The organism is Pseudomonas sp. PvP025 (assembly GCF_017832155.1).
Classification (GTDB): Bacteria; Pseudomonadota; Gammaproteobacteria; order Pseudomonadales; family Pseudomonadaceae; genus Aquipseudomonas.
The window spans coordinates 1,209,888-1,236,293 of record NZ_JAFIBJ010000001.1 but is presented as its reverse complement, the minus strand read 5'-3'; the positions used below and the strand labels follow the sequence as shown (position 1 = coordinate 1,236,293).

The following is a 26,406-nucleotide window of genomic DNA, read 5'->3' as shown; positions in this document are numbered from 1 at the left end:
ATCCATCATGCAGCTCTCAACGGACAGATGAACTCAGGATTAACGTTTAGCCTTCAAAAGAACAGCAATACCGAGGACAGCGGAAAGAATAGAGCCCATTAGCACCCCAACCTTCACCTCATCGACCAAATGCGGGTTATCCGGGAAGGCCAGCGCCCCGATGAACAGGCTCATTGTGAAACCAATTCCGCACAGCAGCTCTACACCACAGGAGACTGCACGCTATCAGGTAAGGACAGAGCCGGGTCACACCGAATCGGTTGGGCATCACCAGGAACACAATAACGCTCAGTGAGGCCAGCAACATGCTGACCGACAAGCCGCTGGTGTAAAACAGGGCGATGATCAGTACAGCACCAAGGTCATCAAGAATCGCCAGCGCGGACAGAAAGATTTTCAACGAAATGGGAACACGTTTACCGAGCAGCGACAGTACGCCCAAGGCAAACGCGATATCGGTCGCTGCAGGAATAGCCCACCCTTGGCGAATAGTGCACGGTACTCAGCCGCGAAATAGCTGAGCGTCGTCTTGATGGTGATGCCAGGCTGGTTCATGTGGCTGGCAATTTTTTCTTATCAGCTAACACGTAGCAGGAAGTCTAAGGCCGTAGTTGAATATGCAGATCAATTCGGCTGAGTTTCTCCAAAAAGCCTCTGCGCCAAGCCTGGCCGGCATCCGCTGACCAGGCAATGCAACTAAAGTCTGCTTGCGCCCCCGTTGCGATCTATCGGTCGATAGACTGACCGACACACCGTAATCCCGAACACTCAGGTACTCACCTGCCCTACCGCGCTCAATCCTCGAGCGCACGAACGCGCTGCATGCGCTTCTGCTCTAATGGTGCAGCGGCCACCTGCAGCTCAAAATCAAAATCAATCTGCGCAAAGCGCCCTTCCACACCCAACTCCCGCGCCAGCTGTTGATCGTCACTGAAGCGGATTTCGGCGATCAATTCATCGCGTGTCGCATAGGCGAAATCGTCATGCAGGTAAGGGTCATCCGACAGATTGATCTGCGTAGTCAGATGCCGATAACCCGGTGCCGAGATAAAGAAGTGGATATGCGCCGGCCGTTGTCCATGGCGCCCCAGTTGGTCGAGCAGTTGCTGAGTCGGACCGGTCGGCGGGCAGCCGTAGCCCGACGGCACGATGCTGCGAAAACGGTAGTTGCCCTGGGCATCGGTCTCGATGCGCCGGCGCAGGTTGAACTCCGATTGGCTGCTGTCGAACCAGGAATACGTGCCGCCGGTGTTGGCCTGCCACACATCGACAATCGCGCCAGCCAGGGGATTGCCGTCGGTGTCACGCACCTGACCACGCATGAACAGCGGCGCGGCGGCATCGGTCCCATCATCCAGCCGCGCTTCGTATTTGGACAACGGCGCACCGGCCACGTACAGCGGGCCTTCAATGGTACGCGGTGTGCCACCGGTCTTGCCGGCCTCGACATCGGCGGCGTCCATCAACATGTCCAGGTAATGCTCCAGCCCCAGCCCCGCGACGAGCAGCCCGGCTTCCTGGTTCTTGCCCAGTTCGTTGAGGTAGTTGACCGCCTTCCAGAATTCTTCGGGGGTCACCTCCAGGTCTTCGATGATGTTCACGGTGTCGCGCAGAATCCGGTACACCAACGCCTTGGTGCGCGGGTTGCCTGCGTCGTTAAGTTTGCCGCTGGCTTCTTCGAGAAACTGTTGTGCATGAGCGGTCTGGGACAGTCGGATGGACATGGTGCATTCCTCATCTTGTAATTATTGGGTGCGTGACAGGCTTAACGGTCGTCTTCATGGATCGACGAAGGGTGCCGGCACAAGGCATTCACTTCGATCGACATATAGGGGTAGAGCGGCAGTTGCATCAGCAGGTCGTGCAGGTCTTGCACGCTGTCGACATCGAACACGCTGTAGTTGGCGTAATGCCCGGCGATACGCCACAGGTGGCGCCATTTGCCTTCCTGTTGCAGACGCTGCGCCAGAGCTTTCTCATCGGCCTTGAGACTGGCCGCGCGCTCGGGGTTCATGTCCAGAGGCAGGTTCACGGTCATTTTCACATGGAACAACATGGCAGTTGCCTCTTAGTGTTTGTCACGACGGAAGAACGCCAGGCGCTCTTCATCGATGGCCAGGCCCAGGCCCGGTGCGGTGGAGACATGCAGGTGGAAATCGCGGTACACCAGCGGCTCGGCAAGAATGTCCTCGGTCAGCAGCAGCGGGCCGAACAGCTCGGTGTCCCATGCCAGTTTGTTCAACGTGAGGAAGGCATGCGCCGAAGCCAGGGTGCCGATACCGCCCTCGAGCATGGTGCCGCCGTACAGGGCGATACCCGCCGCCTCCGCTATCGCGGCCGTGCGCAACACCGCGCGCGGGCCGCCGTTCTTGGCGATCTTGAGGGCGAACACCGACGCCGCGCCTTCACGGGCCAGGTTGAAGGCGTCCTCGACACATTCGATGGATTCATCCGCCATGATCGGCGCCGGGCTCGACAGATTGAGCCGGACCATACCGCCGCGGTTATAGCGAGAAATCGGTTGCTCGATCAGGTCGATACCGTTGTCGCCCAGCACCTTGCACGCGCGCAATGCCACCGCTTCGTCCCAGGCCTGGTTAACGTCCACGCGCACACTGGCGCGGTCGCCCAGGGCCTTTTTGATGGCGATCACGTGGGCCAGGTCGTGGTCGACCTCACCGGCGCCGATCTTCAATTTGAAGATGCGGTGGCGGCGCAGGTCGAGCATCTTCTCGGCCTCGGCAATGTCCTTTTCAGTGTTGCCGCTGGCCAGGGTCCAGGCCACCGGCAATGCGTCACGCACACGACCGCCGAGCAGTTCGCTCACAGGAAGATTCAGGCGTTTGCCCAACGCATCGAGCAAGGCGCTTTCGACGCCGGACTTGGCGAAGGTGTTGCCGCGAATGCTGCGCTCCAGGCGCAACATGGCCGCATTGATATTGCTGGCGTCCTGGCCGATCAGCAGCGGCGCAAAATGGCGATCGATGTTGACCTTGATGCTGTCGGGGCTTTCATTGCCGTAGCTCAGGCCACCAATGGTGGTGGACTCGCCAATGCCTTCGATACCGTCGGCGCAGCGCACGCGGATGATCACCAGGGTCTGGTTCTGCATCGTGTGCATCGCCAGCTTGTGCGGGCGAATGGTGGGAAGGTCGACGATGATCGTCTCGATCGACTCTATGGCGCAAATGGGCATGGTGATACCTGTTGAGTTACTTTTAGATTTAAGCCGATTCTGTTCCCTATTTTTCAAGGCATCCAATATAAAATGGGTCTCGAACAATACCCTTAGGGTATGAAAGGAGTGATCATGGAATTACGTCACCTGCGTTATTTCCAGGTGCTTGGGGCAACCCTTAACTTCACCCGCGCCGCCGAACGCCTGCACATTGCCCAGCCGCCCTTGAGCCGGCAGATCCAGCAACTGGAGGATGAACTGGGGGTGATTCTGCTCGAACGCGGCCGGCCGCTGCGGCTGACCGAGGCCGGGCGGTTTTTCTATGAGCACGCCAATGTGTTGCTGGAACAACTGAACAAGGTGTGCGAGAACACGCGGCGCATCGGCTTGGGTGAAAAGACCTGGCTGGGTATCGGCTTTGCGCCCTCGACGCTGTACGGCGTATTGCCGGAGCTGATTCGGCGGTTGCGTACCCATGAAGCGCTGGAGCTGGAGCTGGGCCTGTCGGAGATGACCACCTTGCAACAGGTCGAAGCGCTCAAGGCCGGGCGGATCGATGTAGGATTCGGACGGATCCGCATTGACGACACGGCCATCGTCCAGCGCGTCCTGGTGGAGGACCGCCTGGTGGCGGTATTGCCCGCCGGCCACCCGTTGCTCGCCGCGCCCGCTACCCTTGCGCAATTATCCGCCGAGCCTTTTGTGCTGTACCCCGGCAACCCGCGTCCCAGTTATGCCGACCATGTGATCGCGCTGTTCGACGCCCATGGCCTGAGCCTCAAGGTGGCGCAATGGACCAACGAATTGCAAACCGCCATTGGCCTGGTCGGCGCGGGCATGGGCGTAACCTTGGTGCCGGCCTCGGTGCAGGTGCTGCATCGGGCAGATATAGGTTATACGCCGATTGTGGAAGCCACCGCGACCTCGCCGATCATTCTGAGCCGGCGGGTGAATGACCAGTCGCCGGGGCTCACACATTGCCTGCACTTGGTGGAAGAATTGATCTGAGTTCTTCTGGTCGGGCTTGTCTGAATTCGGCTGCCGTTCGCCCCTCCAGCGAACATGGCATTCAGCAAGCCTTGGAGGCTTCACCCAGGCGGTGATAGGCGCGGTTGAAATATACCAGGCCCTCTTCCGCCTCACCCTGGCGGATGGTCTGGATCTCGCAGTAGAAAATACTGTGGGACCCCACTTCGTGTACCTGCGCGATACGGCAATCGAAGTTGACCAGCGCGTCGAGCATCACTGGCGCACCGCTTTCCAGGGTGGTCCACTGCGTCACGGCAAAGCGCTCATCCATGCTCAGCGCCCGGTTCGCGAACGCCCCGGACATGTCCTGGTGATCGCCACGCAGAATGTTCACGCACACCGTGCCATTACGCTTGAAGTGCTCGTTGGAATGCGAAGATCGATTCATACACACCAACAGCGTGGGCGGTGAGTCGGTGACGCTGCACACCGCCGAGGCGGTAAAGCCGAACCGGCCCGCCTCGCCATCGGTGGTGATGACCGTCACGGCGCCGCCGAGCATGGCCATTGCATTGCGAAAGCTGCCTATGTCTACCATGGTCGTTCCCCTCAGATATCCAGCACGAGTTTTTTGGATTTGGCTCGTGAACAGCACACTAGAATTTGGTCATTGCCGGCCTTTTCATCGTCCGTGAGGTACACGTCGCGATGGTCCGGCTCGCCTTCGAGCACGTCGCACAGGCAGGTCCCGCACACGCCCTGCTCGCAGGAGATCTCGATCTTGATGCCGACCTCGGCCAGCGCGGCGAGAATGCTCTGCCCTTCGGCCACTTGCACAGTCTTGCCGCTGCGTGCGGCCACCACTTCAAAGCTGCCACCCGAGCTGTCCACTTCCACCTGGAAATATTCCTTGTGGATGTGCGACTCGCTGTAGCCCTGCTTGCGCGCGCCCTGGATCACCCAGTCCATGAAGCCTGCGGGGCCGCAGGTATACATGTGCACGCCGGCCTCACCCTTGCCCAGCACCTTGGCCAGATCGAGCTTCTGCTCGGCCCCTTCGTCATCGAAGTGGGTGAACACCTGCGCGGCAAACGGTGCGCTGGCCAGTTCCGCGAGGAACGCACTGCGCCCACGCTTACGCCCGCAGTAGTGCAGTTCGAAGGTCTGGCCGGCCGCGTGCAGTGCATAGGCCATGGCGATCATCGGCGTGACACCGATACCGCCACCCAGCAACACAGAACGCGTCGCCCCGGCGGCCAGTGGAAACAGGTTACGCGGCACACTGATCTGCACCTCGCGGCCTTCGAGCAGGGTGTCGTGCACCCCGACCGAACCACCCCGCGAAGCCGGGTCCCTGAGCACACCCAAGCGATACAGGCTAGGGTCGGCAGGATTGCTGCACAGTGAGTACTGGCGCACCAGCCCCGGGCCGATATGGATGTCCACGTGCGCACCGGCATCGAACACCGGCAGCGGCGCGCCGTCACGACGGGTCAGGTCCAGGACGACAACGCCGTCCCCTTGCAGCTCGCGCTTGCGCACGACTACGTCCAACAGTTCTTCAGTCATGGCCGTTATTCCATGGAGTTCGCAAAGGCCGCCGTGGCGGCCGCTATCAGTCAGCGCATGAACAGGCCGCCATTCACATCCCAGGTCGCCCCGGTGGTGAAATAGGCTTCGGGCCGTGCCAACTGCACAATCAAGTCACCGAGAAAATCCGCATCGCCCAGGCGTTGCACCGGAATATTGGCCAGCAGGCCCGGCAGGCGTTCGGCCGGAATCGCCGCGCGCACTGCCGCCGACTCGATAGGGCCTGGAGCAATAGCGTTAACCGTCACCCCGCGTGCGGCGAACTCCTTGGCGAAGATCTTGGTCAGCGTCACGATGCCGCCCTTGCTCGCGGCATAATGCGCGCCGGTCGCGGTACCGCCGTTCTGCCCGGCCAGGGAGGCCATGTTGATGATGCGTCCATAGCCGGTCTCGGCCATGTACGCGCCCAGCACCTGGCAGCCGAGGAACACACTGCGCAGGTTCAGGCCGACCACCGCGTCGAATTCCTCGGGGCTGATCTGCATCAGCGGCGTGGTCTTGGTCACGGCGGCGTTATTGATCACCACGTGCAGGGCGCCGAAACGCACCAGCACTTGATCCAGCCCCGCTTCGAAATCGGCCTTGCTGCCGGCATCCAGTTGCAGCGCCAGCGTGCGCTCACCGGCCGGGTCCAACTGTTTGGCGCAGGCTTGTGCGGCGGCAAGGTCGAGGTCGGTGACCACCACCAAGTACCCCGCCAGCAGCAGGCTGGCGCAGAAATGCTGCCCCAGGCCCTGGCCCGCGCCGGTCACCAATGCGATCTGGCTCATGTCGGCGCTCCTTAAAGGATGTAGCCGATACCGGCAAGGGCATCGTCACTGTTGATCAGGCTGATCACTTTGCGCTGGATCTTGAAGCTCCCCTCGCTGCGGATCAGTTCATAGGTGAGGTCGGCGCTGTAGAACTTCAGGCTTTCCTTGCGGAACTCACGGATGTTCTGCGCGCAGCGCACCGTTACCTGCGCGCCGTCATCGGCCAACACCCGGAACCGCGACTGCATGCGCACGGTGCGCGGTTGCGGGCTGGTGGAGATCGATTCGCCGCCGGTCAGGCGCTGCACCCGCAACTCACGCATATGATGGTCGTCGTAGGCGTAGTTGAGGGTGTTTTCGAAGTCGGTTTCCTTGGGGTCGATGGGAATGATGTAGGTGCCCTTCTCGGTCCACATCTTCAACCAGCCGTCGTATTCACCGTGGTCAAGCATGTCGCCTTCCTGCCAGATGAAAGCGGTCACTTCTTGCAGTAATTGCAGGTTCATAAGGTTCTCCACGGATCAGGCCGACATCATCTTTTTCCACTGCTGGTAGGCGGCGCGCATACCGGTTTCGGCACTCACGTCGGATACCCGTCCGTCTGCGCTGACCTGCTCGCCGGGCAGGCCGCGGTTGAGCATGATCCACAGGTCTTCACCGGCGCTGGCGCCCTTTTGTACCCGTTCCCAGGCCTCGGAATCGTCCGGCGTACCGAAGCCCATCGGGCCCTGGAAGTGTTCATGCAGACGCAGGCGGTAACGGTTGGCCACGGCCGGGCCGCCGTCCATGGTGATCACCGAGTGGTGGATTTCGGTCTCGGTCACAGAAATCGGTTGCAGCACCCGGAAAAACGCCATCGAGCAGGCGACGTTGGGGAAAAGGTTGAGGTTGAAACCGGTGCCGCCAACCGCACGCACGATGCGGCGCACCTGTTGCTCTTCGATGCCTTCGTCACGCAGCTCGGCCGCCAGCCCTTCGAAGCGCTCGGGGATGGGCTTATCAAGGTCGGCCTCGAGGTCGACCAGGTCGGGAATCATCACCATCACGCTGTGCCCGTTGCCCAGGTCCTCGACGTAACCGGGGCCCTTGACGAAGTCGAACAGTTCAAGGGTCTGCTCATCCACCGACGACAGAAAGCTCTTGTGCACCAATGGGAAGTGGTAGGCGTCGGTGGTGTTTTCCAACTGGATCTTCCAGTTGCCGGGGAAACGGAAGCGGTGTTCGCCCGGAACCTTGATGCCATAGCCGGCGCCCTGTTTCATGAACAGGTCGATCCATTTCTTCGCCGCGCCGAGGTAGTCCTCCAGCGGCTCGATGTCGTCCTTGAACGTGGCGAAGATCATGCCGGCATAGGCTTCGGTGCGCAGGCTGACCAGCGGCAGCTCGGCCTTGTCGATGCAATCGCCGTAGCTTTCCGGGTGCGGAATACCGCGCAGCGAGCCATCGAGCGCGTAGCCCCAGCCGTGGTACGGGCAGACGAAGCTGTTGGTCTTGCCTTTCTTGTGTTCGCACACGGTGGCGCCACGATGGCGGCAGCGGTTGAGCAGCACGTGCACGTCTTTCTTGCGGTCACGCACCACGATCACCGGCTGCTTGCCGATATAGGTGGTTTTATAGCTGCCGTTGTCGGGGATCTCGCTGACGTGGGCGACCCAGATCCAGGTGCTGTAGAAAATCTTTTCCAGCTCGGCGTCGAACAATTGTGCGTCGGTGTACATCGAGGTGTGGACGCGGTCGGCCTGCACCAGGTCGGCGGGGTCGACCTCAAGGTTTACTGCGGGAATCAGCTTGCTCATGGGGAGTGTCCTCGTCGGCATCAAGTACGCTGAATGATCAGCTCGCGCCCAACCCGGGCTTCGATCTTGGTGTAGCGCCACAGCTTGTACGGGCCATCTCCCACGGGTGTTGTGCGAAACAGGTTGCAGGCGGCATGCACGGTCTCGATGTCCGGCACGTCGGCCAGCAGGTAGGTGGTCCAGGGGAAGCCATCGGAAGGCCCGACCATGCTCTGGTCGTCATCCATGTTGCCCAGCACCTTGACGCCGGCGAGGTCGTGAATGCCGTTCCACATTGCACTGAACGCTGCCCACACCTGCAATTGCTCGTCGCGCGCGGCATCGAAAAAATTCTGGTTGATGCCCATGCAGAACAGCACGCGCAAGGTCTTTTTATCGCTCATTTTATTTCCTCGACGGTTAGAGGTAGCCAGGCAAAGGCTGTTTGCCGAAGAACATGGCTCCGGCGTTTTGATAGGTGATGTCGCCCATGAAGGCGTGCTGGGTTACCACTTGGGCGTCGTTGACGCAGCGGGCCAGCGGGCTGTCGTTGTACACGCCGCTCATGCCCGAGAGCATTTGCGCGGTACGCGCCACATCGGCGGCGACGCGGGTGGCATGGGTCGACGACAGCCGCAGCAGGTTGGTCGCGGCCACGGGTACCGCGTCGCCGGCCAGGACGTAGTCCCAGGCGCGGTCGATGGATTCGTAGAAGAACGCCCGCGCGGCACGCAGCTCGGCTTCCGCCCGGGCAATGTCGACCTGGGCCAGGGGCCGATCGGCAATCGCCGGGGCGCCAGTGACCGAGACACGCCCGCTGGCCATGTCGGCCAGGGCATCGAGTGCCGCACGGGCCACGCCGAGGCCAACCACCGAGAGCACCTGGGTGGCGAATGACAGCGATGGGTAGCGGAAGAACGGTTCGTCCAGGTTGGGCAGGCCGCCGCGCACGAAGGTCCACTCCTCGCTGACCCGCACATTTTCGGCGACCAGGTCGTGGCTGCCGGTACCCAGCAGGCCGACGGTGTCCCAAGTTTCGTCGATGCGGATCGCACTGCGCGGTATTACCGCAATGCGCGGCAGGCCGAAGGTATCGCCGTTTTTCGGGGCGATGCCGACACCGACGATATTGGAGCCCAGGGAGCCGCTGGAGTATTTCCAGCGACCATTGACCACAAAACCGCCCTCGACCACTTCAGCCGGCTGCGGCGGGAAGATGCCGCCAGCGAACACCACGTCCGGGCCGTTGGCATACACCTTGGCGATGCTCTCGAGTGGCAATGCCGCGAGGTAGACCGGGCTCATGCCGAAACTGGCGACCCAGCCGGCCGAACCGTCGGCCTGGGCAATGCGCTCGATCACCTGGCAGAACTCGGCAGGCGAACATTCCAGGCCACCAAAGCGCTTGGGCACCAGTGCCCGGTAGACGCCGTGCTGCTTGAAGGCCTCGATCACGTCCAGGGAAATTTGACGCTGACGGTCGAACTCACCGGTGCGGGCACGTTCACGCACATCGACAAGCAAGGCTTCGAAGGCGGGGCCACTGGCAAGCGCGCTCACCGTATCAACCGCTGGTTTTTTAAGCGAATGCATAGATTAACTCCGTTGTCAGGAACGGTATTGGGCTGGGCAGGAAGTCAGCGTCGAGCTGAGACGCGGGGCGGAGCGAGGGCGATGGATCGGCATAGCGGTTACCTTTGTTTTTGTGGGTGCCGTTGGGGAGAATTTGAGCGCAATTACATGAATTGTCAATTGAATTGTCGCGCTTATAAACACGACTAATCACGTAAATAATTTCGGAAAACAAAAAGAAATAGTGACTTATGTCTCTGTTTTATTGAGTAATGCTCTGAATTGAACCTTGGATATCTTCTAAATTTTTTTGATTAATTTGTTATTTTAAAAAATTTGAGTTGGCTTGTCCGCTCCCACACCGGATCTGTGCCATTTTTCAGCGCAACGGCGAGAACGGCGCCGGCAGGTACACCGTGGAGTGCATCTGCAGCAGTTGCGGCGCGGAATTTTCCGGCGGCCAGGCGCCTTCGGCCACGGCGCGGGTGCGCACTTCAAGACGCTGCTCCAGCGAGCTGTAGGGCCAGATGTGCAGATAGCGCGGAATCTGCCCGCTGGTGGCATAGAAAGCGGCATACACCTGGGAATAGTCCGGCCCGGTTCGCCGCTCCACGGCCTTGCCCCAACCGCGCAATGTTGGCGTCAGCCCACTGGGCACGAGGTTGTATTCGCGCAATTCATAGAACGGGCCGTGAATGCCGGGAGGCAGTGGATCGACAAAGGCAAAGGCGCTGTAGTCATCCACCTGTTGTTCAAGCAGAAATTCGCCAATCGCAAAACCATCGGACGCCAACAAATAGCGCTCGCGCTCGCGTTCGCGACACCCGCCATCGTCGAACCCGCGCAGCACCGCGATACGGTTCTGCGAGCCGATTTCCGATATCCAGCAGCCCATCAAATGCACGCCCTCGCCCGTCTCCCGCAAGCTCTGCTCCAGGCGCGGCAAGGCTTGCGGCACGGTGCGCACCCGTAAAGTGAAGGTCAACAGTTCGAAGTGTTTCATGGCAATCTCCAGCGCTACGCGCACGGCACGACCGCCCTTGCGGGGCAGTCGTGGGAAAGGGTGAGGTTATCAGTGCGCGCTACCGCTCACTGTGCGGCAGGCTTGGGCACCGGCAGCTCGGCGTCGCTGTTCCATGCCTGCACCGGGCGACTGAACAGGTTTTCGGTCTGGAAATGCGCCATGCGCCACTGCCCGTCTTCCTCGGCAAAGCGCACGCTCAGGCGCGCGGCGTTGAGATGGGAGGCGCCGCTGGCGAAGGTGGAGGTCTGCAGCATCACCCAACTGCCGAGCACGGCGTCGGCCTGCACCTCGATCAGTTCGCTGGTGAGAAAGTGCACGTTGAGGGCAAAGTGCGCCGGAGTTTTCATGTAGCCTGCGAACATCGCGGCAATGGCTTCGCGCCCGCGATAACCGCCGAAGCTCTGGGCGTACTTGGCGCCCTTACCCTCCCACACCGCATCCTCGGTGAACAGGCCGGCCAGTTCGTCGAGCGGCGTGTGGGCGTCAAGGGCATCACACAGCACCATGTAGCGGTTCATGCAGGCGCGCGCGCTGTCCTGGATTTCAAAACGGCGCAGGCGTTGTTCTAGGTCCGGGCGGGGAATGGTCGTGCTCATCTCACACCTCATGCCCGCTATACAGGCGTTCAAGCAGGCGACCGGCGATGGCCAGCAGTTGCTCATCCGCGCCCTTGGCCCCTACCAATTGCAGGCCAACCGGCAGGCCCTCGGCACTGGCCAACGGGATGCTCAACGCCGGGTGCCCCGACAGGTTGAACGGGCGCACGAAAGCAGTCATGCCCAGCACTGCCTGGGTGTCGGTCGCCTCGGCCAGGGTCAACGGGAACTCCGGCATGGTCGGCAGCACGAGCACGTCGACCTGCTGCAGCGCCGCATCGACCTCGGCGGTGAAGCGCAGGCGCACCTGCTCGGCCTCGGCCAGCGCGGCCGCCGTGGTGTTGCCGGCGGCCGCCAGGCGCGCGGCGATGTCGGCGCCCACCTTGCCGGTGTCCAACAAGTGCCCGCAAGCGTCGAAGGTCTCGCGGTTGATCACCACCATGCCGGCGTCATAGGCCGCCTTGAGGCTCGGCAATATGAGGATTTCGGTGGGCAGACGGCTGTCGGCGATGGCCGCGGCGATCACGCGCTGTACCGCTGCGCTGGCCTGCACGCTCACAATGCCCAGGCGCGGCGCGGCCGGCGCCGGTGCCGGTGCCGGCTTGAAGTCTGGGTCGATTGCCTGCATGGCCGTGACCAGCATCGGTAGGCTCGCGGCGAACGGGCCGACGCAATCAAGGCTGCTGTGCGTCGGCATCACGCCACGGCGGCTGATCCGGCCGAACGTCGGCTTAAAACCGAACACGCCACAACAACAGGCGGGAATGCGCACCGAACCGCCGGTGTCCGTGCCCAGGGAAAAATCCGCCAGCCCGGCGGCCACGGCGGCGGCTGAACCGCTGGAGGATCCGCCTGGAATACGCCCGGGGAAACGCGGGTTCGGCGCGGTGCCGACCCAGTGATTGATCCCCGTGGTGCCAAAGGCCAGTTCGTGCAGGCTGGTCTTGCCCACCAGGCGGCAGCCTTTATCCAACAGGGCTTGCACCACCTCGGCATGGGCCGCGGCCGGCGCGGCATCGTCCAGGGCCTGGCTCGATGCACGGGTAGGCAGGCCGGCGATATCGATGGTGTCCTTGACCATTACGGTCGGCCCATCGCCGCCAAGGGAAAGCTGTTCAATCACCAGGGTCATGTCACGTTACCTTCAGTGCGAATTGCGGAATGGGGGCGCCCGATGCGCCCTTTCCTTTTTTCACACTCACCGAATATTACGTGAATTGTCAATTATATTTCTGAATGTCGGCGTGGATCGCACGGATCAATAACCGTGCCCAATTCACGAGAAAAGTCTATGATTGCTCGCCTCCCTCGACATGAGCACATCATGAGCCCACCAAAAAAACACGCAGGCCGCTACGACCCCGGCAGTGAAGACTTTCATAAAGAAGATTTCCCGTTCTACTGGCTCGCCATGGTGCATGGCCGCTACAGCCAGTACATGGAAAAGGCTCTGAAGAAAATCGGCCTGGACATCTCGCGCTGGCGAGTGCTGTTCATCCTCAAGGAGAACGGCCAGTCGAGTATTTCGGAAATTTCCACCCACGCCATCGCCAAGCTTTCGACCATCACCAAAACGGTGTATCGCATGAAGGAAGACGGCCTGGTGGACACCGCGCCCTGCGAGGACGATGGCCGCGTCACTCAGGTGCGCATCACCGCGCAGGGGCGCGAAGCGATCGAACGCATCCAAGTGGCCACCGGTGATGTGTTCAAGCGCAGTTTCAACGGCATGACCGAAGCGCAGATCCAGCGCCTGAACCGCATGCTCGAAACGGTGTTCAACAACCTCGGCGAACCCTAGGCCAGCCGCGACACAGCCTGTCGCGCATAACCAATTCCCTGGCAGGCTCGCACAAGCAGCCAGGCGTGTATCGGCTTTTAATGCAGAGGTCTTTCGAGCGCCCGACGGGCGCGACGAACCCTTCATTGGAGCGCCGCCATGCACATTGCCTTATTGCCCTCAGTCGTTGCTTTCCTGGACCGCGACCATTCCAACTTCATCGATGGCGCCATGCACACCAGCGCGTCGGCGCAACGCATCGGCATCGTCGACCCCGGTACCGGCGAGACCGTCGCGCAGTTGCGTGACGCCCAGGCCGAGGATGTCAACCTGGCCGTCAACAGCGCCTCCGTCGCCTTCAAGGGCGCCTGGGCAAAGGTCACGCCCTACCAGCGCGGCGTTCTGCTCAACCGCCTGGCCGATCTGATCGAGGCCAACGGCGAAGAGCTGGCGCAACTGGAAACCGTGAGTTCCGGCAAATCGATCAACCTGTCGCGGCATATCGAAGTGGGCCAGAGCGCGGTGTTCCTGCGTTACTTCGCCGGCTGGGCCACCAAAATCGGCGGCCAGACCATGACCCCGTCGTTGCCCTCCATGGACGGCGAGCACTACAGCGCCTACACCCTGCGCGAGCCGGTCGGTGTGGTTGCGGCCATCGTGCCGTGGAACTTCTCGTTGATGATCGGCGTATGGAAGCTCGGCGCCGCGCTGACCACCGGCTGCACCGTCGTGCTCAAACCCAGCGAATACACGCCGCTGTCCCTGCTGCGCCTGGCGGAACTGGCGATCGAGGCCGGGATTCCAGCGGGTGTGATCAACGTGGTCAACGGCCGTGGCCAGGTCGGTCAGCAACTGATTGCACACCCGCAGGTGCGCAAGGTGTCGTTCACCGGCTCGGTGCCCACCGGCATTGCCGTGGGCAAGGCCGCCATGGGAGCCGACCTGACCCGTGTGACCCTGGAGCTGGGCGGCAAGAACGCCGCCGCGCTGTTGGCCGACGCCAATGTCGATGACGCCGTGGCGCGCTTCGTACAAGCGGCTTATGTGCACCAGGGCCAGGTGTGCGCATCACCCGAGCGCTTGTTCGTGCACCGCTCACTCGTCGAGCAAGTGACACAGAAGATGGCGGCGATGCTGTCGCAGATGATCATCGGTTCACCCCTGGATGAACACGCACAGTTCGGCCCGCTGTCGAACAAGCCGCACTTCGACAAAATCCTTGGTTTTTTCGAGCGCGCCCTGCAAAGCAACCAGGTGGTGTGCGGCGCGCTCGCCGTGGACCGCACCGGTTACTACGTCGAGCCGACGCTGATCGTGGCCACCGGCAAGGACGACCCGCTGCTGCACGAGGAAACCTTCGGCCCGGTGGTGTGCGTGCTGGCGTTCGACGATGAAGAAGAATTGGTCGAGCTGATGAACGACAGCCCGTTCGGCCTCACCGCCAGTATCTGGACCAACGACCTGTCCAAGGCTTTGCGCCTGATCCCGCAAATCGAAGCGGGCACGGTGTGGGTCAACATGCACACCTTCGTCGACCCCAGCGTGCCGTTTGGCGGGATGAAGGCGTCGGGTGTCGGGCGTGAGTTCGGCAGTGCGTTTATCGACGATTACACTGAGCTGAAATCGGTGATTATCCGCTATTGACAAGCAGGCGCTCGCGGGCCGACCGGGTGTTTGCTCTGACGGCACAGAGATCCAGATATGGGAACGAGTACGGCAGACACTAATCGGTCCACCGTACTCTACTGCTGGTTGAACGATCAGAACCTGGTCGAGATCAACACCGTGCTATACACATTGAGCTTGTCATCCCCCAACTGCGCGCCGCCATGATCCGCATCTTTGCGCGGGTCGTAGAGACCCAGCATGGGCGACAGCGTGATAGTGGGTGTCACCGACCAGTCCAGGATCAAATCCAGCTCGCGCCCCGAACTGTCAATGGCACCACGGGTACGCTGGTTACAAAAATCATAAGCCAGAACGTTCACCGCGAGTGTCTCGTACGGCTGCGCGCGCCAGTACACTTGCTGGATCGTGGTATTGGCGCCAAAGGGTCCTGTATAGTTGGCGGCAACTTCGCCCTGGAACCAGGTACCGTAACCACGGCTGAAGCCATAGAGAAGAGAGTCCCATTCGACCCCATACTGACTGAAGCGATAGCCCAGTGTCTGCTTGCCCGGCAGATCGGCGAAGGTCCATGCTGCCTCGACATAACCCGCCTTGGCATTACCCCGCCGGGTGTTTTGCACAGCGATTTCCGATGACAGGAACAGCCCAGGTACGCCGGCATTTCCCGTAGCGCGCAAGCTATAGACATCCATGCCATCGCGGTCCGCCTGAATACCGCTTGCGAGCTTCCGATCAACCCCAAGCCCATGCAGATATGTCAGGCCAATCGTTCCCATATCGGCAGTGTATTCAAGGGTGGAAAACGCCATCTCGACTTTCGCCTGAATCGGGTTGTCCGACTTGAACCAGCCGAGCGAGCCATGCAGTCCCTGCTGACCACCGAGCTTCAACCAGAAAGTCTGGTCAAATGCACGGCGCGGCGTGATGTAATAGCCGCCCCCACGATTGTAACGGTTGTCTGCGACGCCCCTGCCCGCGCTGATGCCGTCACCGGCGACGAGAAAACCGTCACCGAGCAGGATCGCCTGCCGGCCGGCGGAAACTTCCACGCCGTCTTTGCCAAGCGCCGGAAAGAGATCAGTCGAGCGCCAGCCGGCAAAGGCCTCTTCCCATTTATCGGTGCGCTCGGTGCCATTGGTAAAACCTGCCGCATCACCATCGCCCCACGTCGCCGACGCGGTGCGGTTCACCGTACCGAACACCGACCCCAGATCATCGCTGGTCAAACTGCCGCTCAAGCCATACTTGATGTAGCCCTCCTGCCAGCTGGAATGCCCCGGTGCGCGATTGCCCCACTGTTGATAATTTTTCTGGCTGTGGAAAACGCCCACGGTAGAGCTCACATCCAGCGACAACGTGCGATCGGGCTCATCGACCAGCACATAGGCCTGCCCGACAGTGCACCAAAGACTCCCCGTGATGCAGACGCAACACCCTATTACATTCGTCAAACTTGGTTTCATGACTTGCGCGCTCCCTGGCGCGCCGCACGGCGGCGCACCGTTATTATTATTGTGTTGACCAAGCCTCTATCACTGAGCGATTGCACCATTGGCAAACATGTCTGCGACGATGAACCAATGACCGTGCTCTTTCTTCCAGACAAACAGGCTCTTCATCTTGAAGGGGGCCTCGTTACCTGCCGGAGTCACGTCCCACGTCACCCAGGTGTAGGCGGACTCATCGTTGAGTTGCACCAAGCGATTGAGATGTATGACGGTGCTCTTGGAGCCCTCCATCAGATGCTGAACCAGGCCGGTAAGCTGCGCTTTGCCCTGATAAAGCTCCGCTACCCCTTCGCCGGTGATCTGCGTCTGCTCGGTGTAGACCTGCTCGACAACTGTCTTGGCGTCTTTTTTCGGCCAACTGGCGACAATGCCGTTCAGCTTGCTCTCAATGATGGCCTGCAACGGTTCGGACGATTGCGCATGTGCGTAGGCAGAGCCGCAGGCCAGAGCAGCCAGAAGCACAAGGGAAGACGACATTTTCTTGTTCATGGAGCACCCGTTTCAAGAATGAATGGATCAGATCGCTGTGGGCCAGTTTCTAAACTGGCGCACAGAAATTCTGATGCAGTTGGGCGCCGATTGATTGGACGTGCTGGACAGCATTTTGCAAATTATTGCCAGGTTGCGCTCAAATCGCGGACAACAAAAAGCCGCGAGGATGCGACACTAAAGCAGTCACATCCGCGCGGCTCGCCGCCCCCAGGCTCAGTGCCCGCGACTTCTGTAGGTGCTCGGTGTCAGCCCCGTCTGCTTTTTGAACGTCTTGGAAAAATGCGCCGAGTCGGCAAACCCCCAGTAGCTGGCGATCTCGGTGATCGAGCGATGCGCGCAAACGGGGTCGCGCAGATCCTGCGCCGCCTTCAACAACCGCTCACGCAGAATGTACCGGCAAACACTGTCGCCACTGGCTTCGAACAGCCTGTAGAGCTGGCGGTTGGAAATACCCAACTCTTCAGACAACGACGCCGGCGACAGCCGCGGTGAGTCGAGTCGCTGCTGGATGAGCGATTGCACTTCATGCAATTGCCATCCCGGCGAGTGGTCGCAGGCGCGGTATTCCAGCACTGACTCAAGCAAGGCAACCAATGCTCGCTGCATACCGTCACCATCCTGCGGGCAAGACCACTGCGCCAGCTCGCCTCCAGCAACCTGACGCACCAGCGTGCCAAGCAGTTGACCACAGACCCCCGTAGTCGACAGCTTGCCGAAGCGGGTACGGTCCAGGCCCTTGAACAACTCGCGCGACAAAGGAATCGATACATGGGAAAACAAGCCCTGGGGAGTCATTTTCACGCCCTCGGAAAAGTCGAGCAAGGCGAGGTCACCCGCGCGCAGGTCAATCACCCTGTCCCCCAGCTCAAGGGCCATTGAACCTTGCTGTTGTAACACAAGGAAACACCGACCCGCCGAATCCCGCACGCTTGCCCGACCCGCCTTGGCAATCACATTGGCATTGCTGCGGATGTGGGCAACCGCCGTGCTGCCCATCAGCGTTTGTTTCATATCCCCGATGAAAAGGCTCTGGCAGTGGTCATAGCGCGTTTCGAAACGACCGCAGACCGCATGCACTCTTTCGTTCCATGCCGACAACGCTTGACCATTCATAGATATTCTCCCGGGGAGACGCTCCAAATTAGTGCGCTTTTCACGTGATTAAGGTAACAAAAAAGTCTACTTTTAGTGACCAAGCACAGAGCGCGCCAACTCGTGGAAAAATCCACTGGATGGCTATGATTTTGTCTGCTGCCGCCAAGCCTTTGTGCAAGGGCGCCAGCCCATATAGTTTGCAGCCCGAGCCCGATAGCCTGTGGTATCAACCACGCGCTGCGGAATCCAGCACATCATGACCCTGGTATTGAGTATTCAAAACAAGATCGCCTTGCTGGCAAGCGTCTGCCTGGCCGCAGTGCTGGCACTGGTTGTGGGGCTGTCCCTTGAGCAACGCCAAACCAGTGAGGATTTAATGCTCGGCGCGTCGGGCCAGCTGTTGCTCACGGCCGCCCAAGGCAACCTGCAGGCCGAAGGTCAATCTCAGGCCCTGACCATCCAACAGGGATTCAGCCAAACGTACGCGTTTGGTCAAGGCCTCAGTCGTCAGGTGATGCACCTGCGTGATAGCGCCGACAAGAGCCCGGCGGCCTCCCGCGCACTGAGAAAGGACTTGGCCCAGGTACTGCAAAAGGCACTTACCGAACGCCCCGAGTTGCTGGGCCTGTTCGTTGCCTTCGAACCCGACGCCTTGGATGGTCACGATACGGAATTCAAAGGCCAGTCAACGCTGGCCAGCAACGACAGCGGGCGCTTCTCGATGTACTGGCTGCGGCCCTCGCCCGGCAAGCTGGAAATGATCCCGGGCGATGAAAAACTCTTGGCCGATACCTCGCCAGGCCCCAGTGGCGCGCCGTTCAACACCTTCTTCACCTGCGCCCGCGACCACGCCAAAGCCTGCCTGCTTGATCCCTACATCGATACTTCAAGCGCGCCGGCGCGGCTGGTCACCACGATTGCCATACCGATGATTGAAAACGGTAAAGTCGTGGCTGTGCTGGGCCTGGACATCAGCCTGGAGACCTTGCAACGGAATGCTCAAAAAGCCAGCGCCAGTATCTATGACGGCCAGGGCGGCATTTCGATTGTGAGCGCGGCGGGCGTAATTGCCGGTGACAGCCTTCATCCGGAGCAACTGGGCAAGCAGTTGCAATCGATAATTCCCGCACAGGCGGCCGATGTGCTCAAGGCTATGCGCGAAGCACAGGTGCGGCCCCTGGAAAATGATCAACGAATCAGCGTGATCGTGCCGATCCGGCCGTTTGCCGATGCAACACCGTGGGGCGTGGTCGTCACCGTCGCAAAAGACGTCTTGGCCGCCCCGGTGGTCAACTTGAAGGACCAGATGCACAAGCAGCGCGTCAGAAGCCTGCTGCTTGAACTCGCCCTGGGCATTGCGGCGACGCTACTGGGGGGCGCAATGATGTGGCTGACGGCCCGCAGCGTCACCCGTCCCCTGCTGCGCGTGGCACGACTGCTGGAGGATATCGCCGATGGCGAAGGCGATCTCACACGGCGCTTGGCGTACCCGGCTAGGGACGAACTGGGCCGAGTGTGCAACGCCTGCGACCGGTTCCTTGATCAATTGCAGCCGGTGATCGCAGCGGTGCAGGGGGCTGTCCATCACGCGCGCGAGACGGCCGACCAGTCGGCTCAGGTCGCCAGTCGCACCCATGCCGGTATGCAACAGCAGATTCGCGAGTTCGAACAAATGGCCACCGCCCTGCACGAGATGTCAGCGACGTCGCAGGATGCCGCCCGGAGCGCCGCGCAGGCAGCGGATGCTGCTCGGCATGCCGACCAGGCCACGGGCAATGGGGTGCGCGTGATCGAAAACACGGCCCAGGGTATCCAAGCCCTGGCCGCCGGCATGAGCAAAGGCATGATGCGTTTGCAGGCATTGTCGTCGAGCAGTCAACAGATAGGCACGGTCATGGAAGTCATTCTCTCTATCGCTCGGCAGACCAACCTGCTCGCCCTCAATGCCGCCATCGAAGCGGCACCGGCCGGTGATGCAGGTCGCGGCTTTGCGGTGGTGGCCGATGAAGTCCGTAGCCTGGCTCAGCGCACACAGGCGTCGGTCGAAGAGATCGGTGCCGTGGTCGAAAACTTGCACAACGGCACCCACGATGTGACGACGGCGATGCAGCAGAGTCATGACCTGGCCCAACACAATGCCACCGAGGCGCGCCTGGCACTTGACGCGCTGGAACAGATTCGCCAGGCGGTCGGCATCATCACCGACATGAACGTACAGATAGCCTGCGCCACGGAAGAACAGAGCAGTGTCGCCGAAGAGATCAATCGCAACGTCGAAGCGGTACGCGACGTCACGGCCTCGCTGTCGACCCAGGCCGAACGCTCGGCGAGCATCAGCCAGCAACTGAACGAACTGGCCACCGAACAACAGGCGCTGGTGCAGAAGTTCAAGACCTGAGCCGCAATGGCCAGACCCTCTTTCCATCACCCAGGATGCCACATGTTCAAGATCGCTTTAGTGACGTTATCCCTGACATGCACACCTGTACTTGCCGAGACGAATATGAATTCAAAAGCCGATGAAACCGCATTTGCGGCGCTGATGCAGAAGGAAATCACCAACCGAGCCACGGCTCGCTACGCCATCGAAGCCATTCTGAATCGGGATCAGCCGCAGGCGGCCAGGCAATTCTGGAGCAGCTATCAAGCGCTTGAGACATTGAATGAGGAGGTCTATGCAGCACCGACCCTGCAATTGCGCGTGAAGCCCAATCGCTTCAGCGCATGGCTCAAAGGTCAGTCAGCGGCGTTGTACTACTGGCTGGCGCCCAAGCGCATGATCAAGACCATGGCGCAGGCCACCGGGGAGTATTACAAAGAGATCAATGCCGATGCCGCGCGGGTGCCTGCGCGGCATGAGGGTTTCTACCAGTATGTGTTGCGCCAGGAGAACGTCCAGGTTGAAGCGTTTGCCCTGGCGGACAAGGATGATTACGCCACCGCCAGCGAACGCCTGGCGGCGTTCGTCGACGCTCAGCGCAACAACGCGGTGCGCGCGCAATAACAGCTTGTCACCTGTCTTACAGTCTGGACATGACCGCGGTGTCTGAATCCCTGGCGCGATTGGACGCCAGTTGAGCTCTCAACACCGCAGCACCATAGATGGCCAGGACCGCCACCGAACAGGCTCCAGAGAACACCAATACCGCCGAGTAGCCAAACGCCTCGATCAGGAACCCGCCAATGGCCGGCCCGAATGCCGCACCGAGAGATAGGCACAGCGCGCCCAGCGCGACAAGCTTGCCCGACAGGTCGAACTCGGCCATGACGCCAAAGGTGTAAGCCAGCACGAAGCTGATCGAAAACAGAAAGCAGATAACCCCCACGACATAGGTCGTCAGAGAGGAGAATTGCGCCAGCGCCACCAGGCCCAGCAACTCCGCGAGGATGATCACGGCCACCGGCATGAAGCGCCCCACCTTCAGGCCGATCGCCGACGCGATGAAACCACCGCCCGCATTGATCAAAAAGCCCAGCGCCAGCACCATGCCGATAGTATCGGAGCTCAGTCCGGTCTTTTTCCCCATCAGTTCGAGGAACGCCCACACCGACATGATGCCGGTCAGGAAAACCAGGCTGGCCACCAGACTCAACCATACGATGGCGCGACTTTCGGTGCTGGGAATCTGCACAGCAGCATCGGACGCATCCAATTGGCGCTCGCTACGGCGCGGCACCCAGGGCAGCGGCAGAATGCCCATCACCACCATGGCCAGGGCGATGGTGATCAACATGCCTTCAAAACCCCACACCGGCGCCACCGCCACCGGCAGCAGGATGAGCAGGAAGGCGCCCGGTACCGTCTCGATACCCAGCTTGAAACCAAACGCACGTTCGGGCTGGGAGCTGTCACCGAAAATCGTCATGGCCAGGGCATACAAGGCGCCCGTTCCGGCGCCCGCCAAGGCCATGATCACCAGCAGCATTTCATAGGAAGGGTCACGCAGAACAAATAACACCGCGCCCACCACCAGCGCCGAAGACAGCGCTGAAATAACCCGCCAGCTGAGTCGGTGGATCCACAGCAATGACGCCAGCCCGAACGCGCCAAACCCCAGGTTCATGGCCATCGCGAGGTTACCCAGTTGGTGCTCGCCGAGCTCGAATCGCTCGGCAAACGCTCCAAACAGCACCGGTAGCACGTTCAATAACAGTGCGCCCGCCCCTGAGACCAACCCTGCACACAGGTAGACGGAAGTTTTATCGATCGGATTTGTTTTTGTAGTTTTCATTGAGGTATCCCGGCTTGATAAACAATGTTTACTTAACGACGGCCTACACGGTAGGCATTGAGTTGGCGAGAAACCTTGCCCAGGGAGCACAGCACTGCCCTGAAACGGTCCTTGCCGAAAATACGCTTGCGTGGAATCGAACTCATCGCATCCCAGGCGGGCGAGCCACCGCTCATGCCGTCGGCGATGACCCTGGCGATCACCTGGCTGGGTGTGACCCCGAACCCGGAATAGCCCTGCACATAGAACACATTCGGATGCTCATCCAACGTGCCGACCTGCGGGAATAGGTTCAATGAGCAATCCATCGGGCCGCCCCAGGCCAAATCGATTTTGGTCGTGGCGAGGTAGGGAAACAGTCTCAGCATTTTTTTGTGGTTCCACGCTTTCAGGTCCAGCGGGACATACTCGAGCAGCATGCCGGCGGTGCCGTACATCAGCCGGTTATCCGCCGTGATCCGGTAATAATCGATGATCGGCGTGATATCGCTGAAGGCGCCACGGATCGGGCTGATGCGCTCGATCATTTCATTGGTCAGCGGCTCGGTGACCGTATTGAAGGCGTAGACGTTGATGGTGGAGTTGTCGAGCGAGCGGTCCAGCTTGTTGAGAAAGGCCCCGCACGCAAACAGCAGTTTGTCGGCCTTGACCGAACCTTTCGCCGTGCGCACGGTGATCTTGGCTCCATAGTTCACCTCAAGCACCGGGGACTGCTCGAAAATCCGTCCACCATGGATTTCAGTAAAGGCCTGCGCCTGCCCCAGCAGCAGGTTCAGCGAATGGATATGCCCATTGCCCATATGCTTGAGCGCACAGGTGTAGATATCTGCCCCGACAATACTGCGCACCTCTGAACCTTCCAGGTAAGTGATTTCCTGATCCGGGTTCAGGCTCTGGAAGTCTTTGGCCCAGGACTGCAAGAGTTTGCCCTGACGCTTGTTGAACCCCATGTAACCGTAACCGTGCCGGAAATCCGCCTGGATGTCATACCGCGCGATACGTTGCTTGATGAGGCTCGCGCCCAGGTCGCTGATCTCGAAAATCGCCTTGAGCCCCTCGGGGCCGACGTCCTTTTCGATATTTTCCAGGTCATGCCCGATGCCCGCCATCACGTGGCCGCCGTTGCGACCCGAACCGCCGAAGCCCAGGTAATTGGCTTCCAGCACCACCACGTTGGTGATACCCCGCTCGGCCAGCTCCAGCGCCGTGTTGATACCCGAAAAACCGCCCCCGATGATTACGACCTCAGCCTCGATATCGCTTTCGAGGTCGCGATAGTGCAGGTCGTATTTACGGGTCATGGTGTAGTACGAAGAAGGGTTTTCCAAAGACAACGACATACCAGCCTACCTTTTTATTATCAGGGCCTATCACGTCCACAGTGTGGAACGGATTGGCTTGGCTGGCATGTCCAATATTGCCGAATTCTTGGTCAGGGCTGACAACCCATCGGCAAGTGGGCTCAAGCCGTCACGGCGACCGCCCGGGCAGGCAGGCGAAGGGTCACACCATAAGCAACCAACGCGCCCAACCCGCAACACCCCACCACCAGGCACATCGGCCAGGCGCTGCCATCAGCCAAATGGCTGCCCCACAGACTGGCCAGCGCCCCGGTAGCGAATTGCACCGAAATCCCCAGCGCCACGCTCGCGCCGGCCTGGCGTGGAAACAGCATCATCAGACTGGCCATGCAGTTGGCGCCGATCAAACCGGTCACGCCCATGTACAGCACCATGCAACACGCGATGCTCGCCAGCCCGCCCCATCCGGTATAGCCGACCAGCATCATCGCCAGCCCTGCCCCGCTCGCCAGTACCGTGCCCACCCCGAGCATGCGTTGCGGGCCGAAACGGCCCACCCAGCGGGCGTTAATGAAGGTCACCAGGATGATGCCGAGGATGTTCAGGGCGAACAATGCGCTGAATACCCGCGGCGAGACGCCGAAGTACACCACGTAGACAAAAGGCGACGCGGTGATAAAGGCGAACATGCCGCCAAACCCCAGGGCCATGCACAGGATCAGCGCCACCGCCCTGGGTTGCCGGGCAATGGCAAGGTACGCCGCGAAGGCCGCCTGCACAGACGCACCGCGCTGCTGCACGGGCAAACTTTCCTTCAGGGTCAAGGCAACCAGCAACAGGCACAGGCTGGACAGGATGAACAACGCCGCGAAGATGGTGCGCCAGCCCTGGATCAGCACCAGCCAGGTGCCGATCATCGGCGCGACCAGGGTCGCCATCATGGTCAGCACGTGCATCCACGACAGTACTTTGGCCGCCTCCACCAGGCCGACCAGGTCCCTGGCGACGGCGCGGGCCAGCACCAGCGCGCCCGCGCCACCCAGCGCCTGGAAAAAGCGCCAGGCAATCAGTTGCTCGACGCTGCCGGCAAACAGGCAACCCAGGGTCGCCGCCACGTACAGCGCCAGGCTGCCGAGCAGCAACGGGCGCCGGCCATAGCGGTCGGACAGCGGCCCGTAGCACAGCATGCCCAGGCACAGCCCGGCAAGAAACGCGCTGATGGTGTGTTGCACTTGCGCGGTGCTGGTCGCCAGATCCTCGGCGATTTGCGGAAAGCTGGGCAGATAAGTGTCAATCGAAAACGGCCCGAAGGCCGTCAGCGATGAAAGCAATACGATCAATCGGGCCCGCGGTTTCATCGGCCGGGTATCGCGAGGCTGTCAAGGAACGCGATGACCAGCCGGTTGAACGTCTCACCCTGGTCGTCATGCACATAGTGACTGGCGTCCGCGACTTCGGCGGTTTGAATCTGCGCATTGCTGTCGCGCATGGCTTGCAGGGTCGCCACCGGCAAGAAATCCGAGCGCGCGCCGCGAATGAACAGGGTCGGGCAATCCAGGGCGCGCACCGCCGGCCACAAGTCAGTCGGTTCGATGCTCAGGCGCGCCTCGGCGATGCCTTGCTGGTCGTGGCGCCAGGTGATCACGCCGGCGCTTTCTTTCATCGAGTGGGCCAGCCGGGAGGCCAGGCCCTGTTCCGACAAGCCCGGGCGCGAGGTCTGCCAGAACGTGCGGGCGGCCTCCCAATTGTCGAATTGCAGCGGGGTCTGGTTCATCTCCCGGCGGATGCGCGCCGCACCGTCGCCCTGGCTCGAAGACCCGGGTCCGATGTCTTCGATGATCAGGCCAATCAAGCGGCCAGGCGTCTGCCGTGCGTATTCGAGGGTATTGGCGCCGCCCAGTGAATGCCCCAGCAACACGAAGCGCTGTAAGCCGGCATGGGCGACGAAATCCTGCAGATCCTCCACATAGAACTGTGTGTGGTAGCTCGCGGCCGGGGCCCAGTCACTCAGCCCGCGACAGCGCTGGTCGAGGGCGTAGATGCAATAACCACCTCCCAACGCCTCGACCAACGACTCCCAGGTCTGTGCATAGGCACGCAAGCCGTGCAGCAGAACCAGAGGCACGCCGCTCGGGTTGCCCCAGCGCAGGACATGCAGGTTCAAGCCTGCTCGAGTGGTGAAGAAACTGCTGACTGAGTGCATAGCTTCGCTCCGCTAATCTGCGTAGGAGCGAGCTTGCTCGCGAAGAGCGTCAACGAAAAACGCGGGCATCCTGTATGAACGCGGTCCATTTGAGTTCTTCGCGAGCAAGCTCGCTCCTACAGTGGCATGAGGTTTGGTTCAAATCAGAAACGATCGAAGCGATACAGGCTCGGACAAGTAGATGAAGTCTATGTTTGTGGTAATGGACATTATTATTCTCGACTGAAGGGGATATCGGCTGCCCCCACGCTATCGAGGTCGAGTATCGGCGTGCGGTTGATGACGGTATTGTAAATTTCGGACATCAAGCTTCGAGCGGGCCCTCGGCGTTGGCGCGAAATGATGCTCGATGTCGCGGCGACGCTGTCAGGAAAGTCGATTGGGCTAAAATCGTGAGTGATCCAGACGAAATAGTCTTAGGAAACGCAACGCCAGAATAAAGCGGCCAATAACCGCTCAAAAAGAGTGCCTGTCTAAAAAGGATGCCCTCGGGAACGAGGGCACCTCCACCACGGAGCAAAAGTGGAAACTATTCCAGGCGCACGGATGAAACGCTCTGCCGGTTTTTATTACTGACTGCGTTATTTACGTCATGCTTTTCTTTGATCAAGCTAGATCTCGCAAGAAGTACAGAACATTTGCCAGGTAAAACTCGGCGATCCGACGGTGGGCTATGGTGTTTGCAGGGATACAACTTTATCTAAACGCCT

25 protein-coding genes and 1 pseudogene are annotated in these 26,406 nt (G+C 60.6%); 5 read left to right on the top strand and 21 right to left on the bottom strand.

Annotated features, from left to right (window positions below):
* Positions 1 to 39: 39 nt before the first annotated feature.
* The 4 genes and pseudogenes from JOE32_RS04915 to JOE32_RS04900 form a co-directional block, all read right to left on the bottom strand.
* Positions 40 to 481: pseudogene (locus tag JOE32_RS04915) on the bottom strand (Na+/H+ antiporter NhaA); the annotation flags it as partial.
* A gap of 313 nt (positions 482 to 794) precedes the next feature.
* A complete protein-coding gene (gene catA / locus JOE32_RS04910) occupies positions 795 to 1,724 on the bottom strand; it encodes a catechol 1,2-dioxygenase (RefSeq protein ID WP_209981929.1) in 930 nt (309 codons plus the stop codon).
* Positions 1,725 to 1,765: 41 nt separating this feature from the next.
* Positions 1,766 to 2,056, bottom strand: coding sequence for a muconolactone Delta-isomerase (gene catC, locus JOE32_RS04905; protein ID WP_124377915.1), 291 nt, complete (start codon positions 2,054 to 2,056; stop codon positions 1,766 to 1,768).
* A 12-nt stretch (positions 2,057 to 2,068) separates the two neighbouring features.
* Positions 2,069 to 3,196, bottom strand: coding sequence for a muconate cycloisomerase family protein (locus tag JOE32_RS04900; RefSeq protein ID WP_209981927.1), 1,128 nt, complete (start codon positions 3,194 to 3,196; stop codon positions 2,069 to 2,071).
* 114 nt (positions 3,197 to 3,310) lie between these two features.
* Here JOE32_RS04900 and JOE32_RS04895 point away from each other — a divergent pair, with 114 nt between their 5' ends.
* On the top strand, positions 3,311 to 4,186 hold the full coding sequence (locus tag JOE32_RS04895) for a LysR family transcriptional regulator (protein ID WP_209981925.1): 876 nt from the start codon (positions 3,311 to 3,313) through the stop codon (positions 4,184 to 4,186).
* A 61-nt stretch (positions 4,187 to 4,247) separates the two neighbouring features.
* Here the strand turns inward: JOE32_RS04895 and JOE32_RS04890 are convergent, their stop codons facing one another.
* From JOE32_RS04890 to JOE32_RS04845, 10 genes are all read right to left on the bottom strand, one after another.
* Positions 4,248 to 4,745, bottom strand: a complete 498-nt coding sequence (locus JOE32_RS04890) for a flavin reductase (RefSeq protein WP_209981923.1) — start codon at positions 4,743 to 4,745, stop codon at positions 4,248 to 4,250.
* Positions 4,746 to 4,756: 11 nt separating this feature from the next.
* Entirely contained in the window at positions 4,757 to 5,716 is a 960-nt protein-coding gene (locus JOE32_RS04885; protein ID WP_209981921.1) for a PDR/VanB family oxidoreductase, read from the bottom strand.
* Between the two features lie 50 nt (positions 5,717 to 5,766).
* Positions 5,767 to 6,507 carry an SDR family NAD(P)-dependent oxidoreductase gene (locus JOE32_RS04880; protein ID WP_209981919.1) on the bottom strand — a complete coding sequence of 247 codons (741 nt, stop codon included), beginning with the start codon at positions 6,505 to 6,507 and terminating at the stop codon, positions 5,767 to 5,769.
* Positions 6,508 to 6,518: 11 nt separating this feature from the next.
* Positions 6,519 to 6,995 (bottom strand): aromatic-ring-hydroxylating dioxygenase subunit beta, encoded by a 477-nt coding sequence (locus JOE32_RS04875; RefSeq protein ID WP_209981917.1) that lies wholly within the window; start codon positions 6,993 to 6,995, stop codon positions 6,519 to 6,521.
* 15 nt (positions 6,996 to 7,010) lie between these two features.
* Positions 7,011 to 8,285 (bottom strand): aromatic ring-hydroxylating dioxygenase subunit alpha, encoded by a 1,275-nt coding sequence (locus JOE32_RS04870; RefSeq protein WP_209981915.1) that lies wholly within the window; start codon positions 8,283 to 8,285, stop codon positions 7,011 to 7,013.
* Between the two features lie 20 nt (positions 8,286 to 8,305).
* Positions 8,306 to 8,668: an IacB protein gene (locus tag JOE32_RS04865; protein WP_209981914.1), complete on the bottom strand. Its 363-nt coding sequence runs from the start codon at positions 8,666 to 8,668 to the stop codon at positions 8,306 to 8,308.
* A gap of 16 nt (positions 8,669 to 8,684) precedes the next feature.
* Positions 8,685 to 9,857, bottom strand: coding sequence for an indole-3-acetate monooxygenase (iacA, locus tag JOE32_RS04860; protein WP_209981912.1), 1,173 nt, complete (start codon positions 9,855 to 9,857; stop codon positions 8,685 to 8,687).
* Between the two features lie 358 nt (positions 9,858 to 10,215).
* Entirely contained in the window at positions 10,216 to 10,839 is a 624-nt protein-coding gene (locus JOE32_RS04855) for an NIPSNAP family protein (protein ID WP_209981910.1), read from the bottom strand.
* Positions 10,840 to 10,925: 86 nt separating this feature from the next.
* Entirely contained in the window at positions 10,926 to 11,456 is a 531-nt protein-coding gene (locus JOE32_RS04850) for a nuclear transport factor 2 family protein (protein WP_209981908.1), read from the bottom strand.
* 1 nt (position 11,457) lies between these two features.
* The gene (locus tag JOE32_RS04845) at positions 11,458 to 12,588 is read right to left on the bottom strand and encodes an amidase (protein WP_209981906.1); all 1,131 of its coding nucleotides are present in this window, start codon (positions 12,586 to 12,588) and stop codon (positions 11,458 to 11,460) included.
* A 192-nt stretch (positions 12,589 to 12,780) separates the two neighbouring features.
* Here JOE32_RS04845 and JOE32_RS04840 point away from each other — a divergent pair, with 192 nt between their 5' ends.
* Entirely contained in the window at positions 12,781 to 13,257 is a 477-nt protein-coding gene (locus JOE32_RS04840) for a MarR family transcriptional regulator (RefSeq protein WP_003232707.1), read from the top strand.
* Between the two features lie 138 nt (positions 13,258 to 13,395).
* Entirely contained in the window at positions 13,396 to 14,880 is a 1,485-nt protein-coding gene (locus JOE32_RS04835; protein ID WP_209981903.1) for an aldehyde dehydrogenase family protein, read from the top strand.
* Positions 14,881 to 14,996: 116 nt separating this feature from the next.
* Here JOE32_RS04835 and JOE32_RS04830 read toward each other — a convergent pair whose 3' ends face one another.
* The 3 genes from JOE32_RS04830 to feaR form a co-directional block, all read right to left on the bottom strand.
* Positions 14,997 to 16,328, bottom strand: coding sequence for an alginate export family protein (locus tag JOE32_RS04830; RefSeq protein WP_245228973.1), 1,332 nt, complete (start codon positions 16,326 to 16,328; stop codon positions 14,997 to 14,999).
* 69 nt (positions 16,329 to 16,397) lie between these two features.
* Positions 16,398 to 16,862 (bottom strand): DUF4440 domain-containing protein, encoded by a 465-nt coding sequence (locus JOE32_RS04825; protein WP_032870204.1) that lies wholly within the window; start codon positions 16,860 to 16,862, stop codon positions 16,398 to 16,400.
* 216 nt (positions 16,863 to 17,078) lie between these two features.
* Positions 17,079 to 17,978: a transcriptional regulator FeaR gene (gene feaR / locus JOE32_RS04820; RefSeq protein WP_032870207.1), complete on the bottom strand. Its 900-nt coding sequence runs from the start codon at positions 17,976 to 17,978 to the stop codon at positions 17,079 to 17,081.
* Positions 17,979 to 18,216: 238 nt separating this feature from the next.
* Here feaR and JOE32_RS04815 point away from each other — a divergent pair, with 238 nt between their 5' ends.
* Both JOE32_RS04815 and JOE32_RS04810 read left to right on the top strand, forming a co-directional pair.
* Entirely contained in the window at positions 18,217 to 20,358 is a 2,142-nt protein-coding gene (locus tag JOE32_RS04815; protein ID WP_209981901.1) for a methyl-accepting chemotaxis protein, read from the top strand.
* A gap of 105 nt (positions 20,359 to 20,463) precedes the next feature.
* A complete protein-coding gene (locus JOE32_RS04810) occupies positions 20,464 to 20,964 on the top strand; it encodes a hypothetical protein (protein ID WP_003232716.1) in 501 nt (166 codons plus the stop codon).
* A 16-nt stretch (positions 20,965 to 20,980) separates the two neighbouring features.
* Here JOE32_RS04810 and JOE32_RS04805 read toward each other — a convergent pair whose 3' ends face one another.
* From JOE32_RS04805 to JOE32_RS04790, 4 genes are all read right to left on the bottom strand, one after another.
* A complete protein-coding gene (locus JOE32_RS04805) occupies positions 20,981 to 22,192 on the bottom strand; it encodes an MFS transporter (RefSeq protein WP_245228972.1) in 1,212 nt (403 codons plus the stop codon).
* Positions 22,193 to 22,224: 32 nt separating this feature from the next.
* Positions 22,225 to 23,532, bottom strand: coding sequence for an FAD-binding oxidoreductase (locus JOE32_RS04800; protein WP_003232718.1), 1,308 nt, complete (start codon positions 23,530 to 23,532; stop codon positions 22,225 to 22,227).
* A gap of 122 nt (positions 23,533 to 23,654) precedes the next feature.
* Positions 23,655 to 24,851 (bottom strand): multidrug effflux MFS transporter, encoded by a 1,197-nt coding sequence (locus JOE32_RS04795; RefSeq protein WP_209981899.1) that lies wholly within the window; start codon positions 24,849 to 24,851, stop codon positions 23,655 to 23,657.
* The gene (locus tag JOE32_RS04790; RefSeq protein ID WP_209981897.1) at positions 24,848 to 25,696 is read right to left on the bottom strand and encodes an alpha/beta hydrolase; all 849 of its coding nucleotides are present in this window, start codon (positions 25,694 to 25,696) and stop codon (positions 24,848 to 24,850) included. The genes JOE32_RS04795 and JOE32_RS04790 overlap by 4 nt, the downstream gene beginning before the upstream one ends.
* Positions 25,697 to 26,406: the final 710 nt, after the last annotated feature.

Bases quoted from the DNA above. Each gene is read 5' to 3' on its own strand.
- JOE32_RS04795 (WP_209981899.1), bottom strand. From the start codon at position 24,851: ATGAAACCGCGGGCCCGATTGATCGTATTGCTTTCATCGCTGACGGCC.
- JOE32_RS04850 (WP_209981908.1), bottom strand. From the start codon at position 11,456: ATGAGCACGACCATTCCCCGCCCGGACCTAGAACAACGCCTGCGCCGT.
- JOE32_RS04800 (WP_003232718.1), bottom strand. From the start codon at position 23,532: ATGTCGTTGTCTTTGGAAAACCCTTCTTCGTACTACACCATGACCCGT.
- JOE32_RS04830 (WP_245228973.1), bottom strand. From the start codon at position 16,328: ATGAAACCAAGTTTGACGAATGTAATAGGGTGTTGCGTCTGCATCACG.
- JOE32_RS04825 (WP_032870204.1), bottom strand. From the start codon at position 16,862: ATGAACAAGAAAATGTCGTCTTCCCTTGTGCTTCTGGCTGCTCTGGCC.
- iacA (WP_209981912.1), bottom strand. From the start codon at position 9,857: ATGCATTCGCTTAAAAAACCAGCGGTTGATACGGTGAGCGCGCTTGCC.
- JOE32_RS04900 (WP_209981927.1), bottom strand. From the start codon at position 3,196: ATGCCCATTTGCGCCATAGAGTCGATCGAGACGATCATCGTCGACCTT.
- feaR (WP_032870207.1), bottom strand. From the start codon at position 17,978: ATGAATGGTCAAGCGTTGTCGGCATGGAACGAAAGAGTGCATGCGGTC.
- JOE32_RS04890 (WP_209981923.1), bottom strand. From the start codon at position 4,745: ATGGTAGACATAGGCAGCTTTCGCAATGCAATGGCCATGCTCGGCGGC.
- JOE32_RS04815 (WP_209981901.1), top strand. From the start codon at position 18,217: ATGACCCTGGTATTGAGTATTCAAAACAAGATCGCCTTGCTGGCAAGC.
- JOE32_RS04790 (WP_209981897.1), bottom strand. From the start codon at position 25,696: ATGCACTCAGTCAGCAGTTTCTTCACCACTCGAGCAGGCTTGAACCTG.
- JOE32_RS04805 (WP_245228972.1), bottom strand. From the start codon at position 22,192: ATGAAAACTACAAAAACAAATCCGATCGATAAAACTTCCGTCTACCTG.
- catC (WP_124377915.1), bottom strand. From the start codon at position 2,056: ATGTTGTTCCATGTGAAAATGACCGTGAACCTGCCTCTGGACATGAAC.
- JOE32_RS04840 (WP_003232707.1), top strand. From the start codon at position 12,781: ATGAGCCCACCAAAAAAACACGCAGGCCGCTACGACCCCGGCAGTGAA.
- JOE32_RS04880 (WP_209981919.1), bottom strand. From the start codon at position 6,507: ATGAGCCAGATCGCATTGGTGACCGGCGCGGGCCAGGGCCTGGGGCAG.
- JOE32_RS04835 (WP_209981903.1), top strand. From the start codon at position 13,396: ATGCACATTGCCTTATTGCCCTCAGTCGTTGCTTTCCTGGACCGCGAC.
- JOE32_RS04870 (WP_209981915.1), bottom strand. From the start codon at position 8,285: ATGAGCAAGCTGATTCCCGCAGTAAACCTTGAGGTCGACCCCGCCGAC.
- JOE32_RS04885 (WP_209981921.1), bottom strand. From the start codon at position 5,716: ATGACTGAAGAACTGTTGGACGTAGTCGTGCGCAAGCGCGAGCTGCAA.
- JOE32_RS04845 (WP_209981906.1), bottom strand. From the start codon at position 12,588: ATGACCCTGGTGATTGAACAGCTTTCCCTTGGCGGCGATGGGCCGACC.
- JOE32_RS04895 (WP_209981925.1), top strand. From the start codon at position 3,311: ATGGAATTACGTCACCTGCGTTATTTCCAGGTGCTTGGGGCAACCCTT.
- JOE32_RS04855 (WP_209981910.1), bottom strand. From the start codon at position 10,839: ATGAAACACTTCGAACTGTTGACCTTCACTTTACGGGTGCGCACCGTG.
- JOE32_RS04865 (WP_209981914.1), bottom strand. From the start codon at position 8,668: ATGAGCGATAAAAAGACCTTGCGCGTGCTGTTCTGCATGGGCATCAAC.
- JOE32_RS04875 (WP_209981917.1), bottom strand. From the start codon at position 6,995: ATGAACCTGCAATTACTGCAAGAAGTGACCGCTTTCATCTGGCAGGAA.
- catA (WP_209981929.1), bottom strand. From the start codon at position 1,724: ATGTCCATCCGACTGTCCCAGACCGCTCATGCACAACAGTTTCTCGAA.
- JOE32_RS04810 (WP_003232716.1), top strand. From the start codon at position 20,464: ATGAATTCAAAAGCCGATGAAACCGCATTTGCGGCGCTGATGCAGAAG.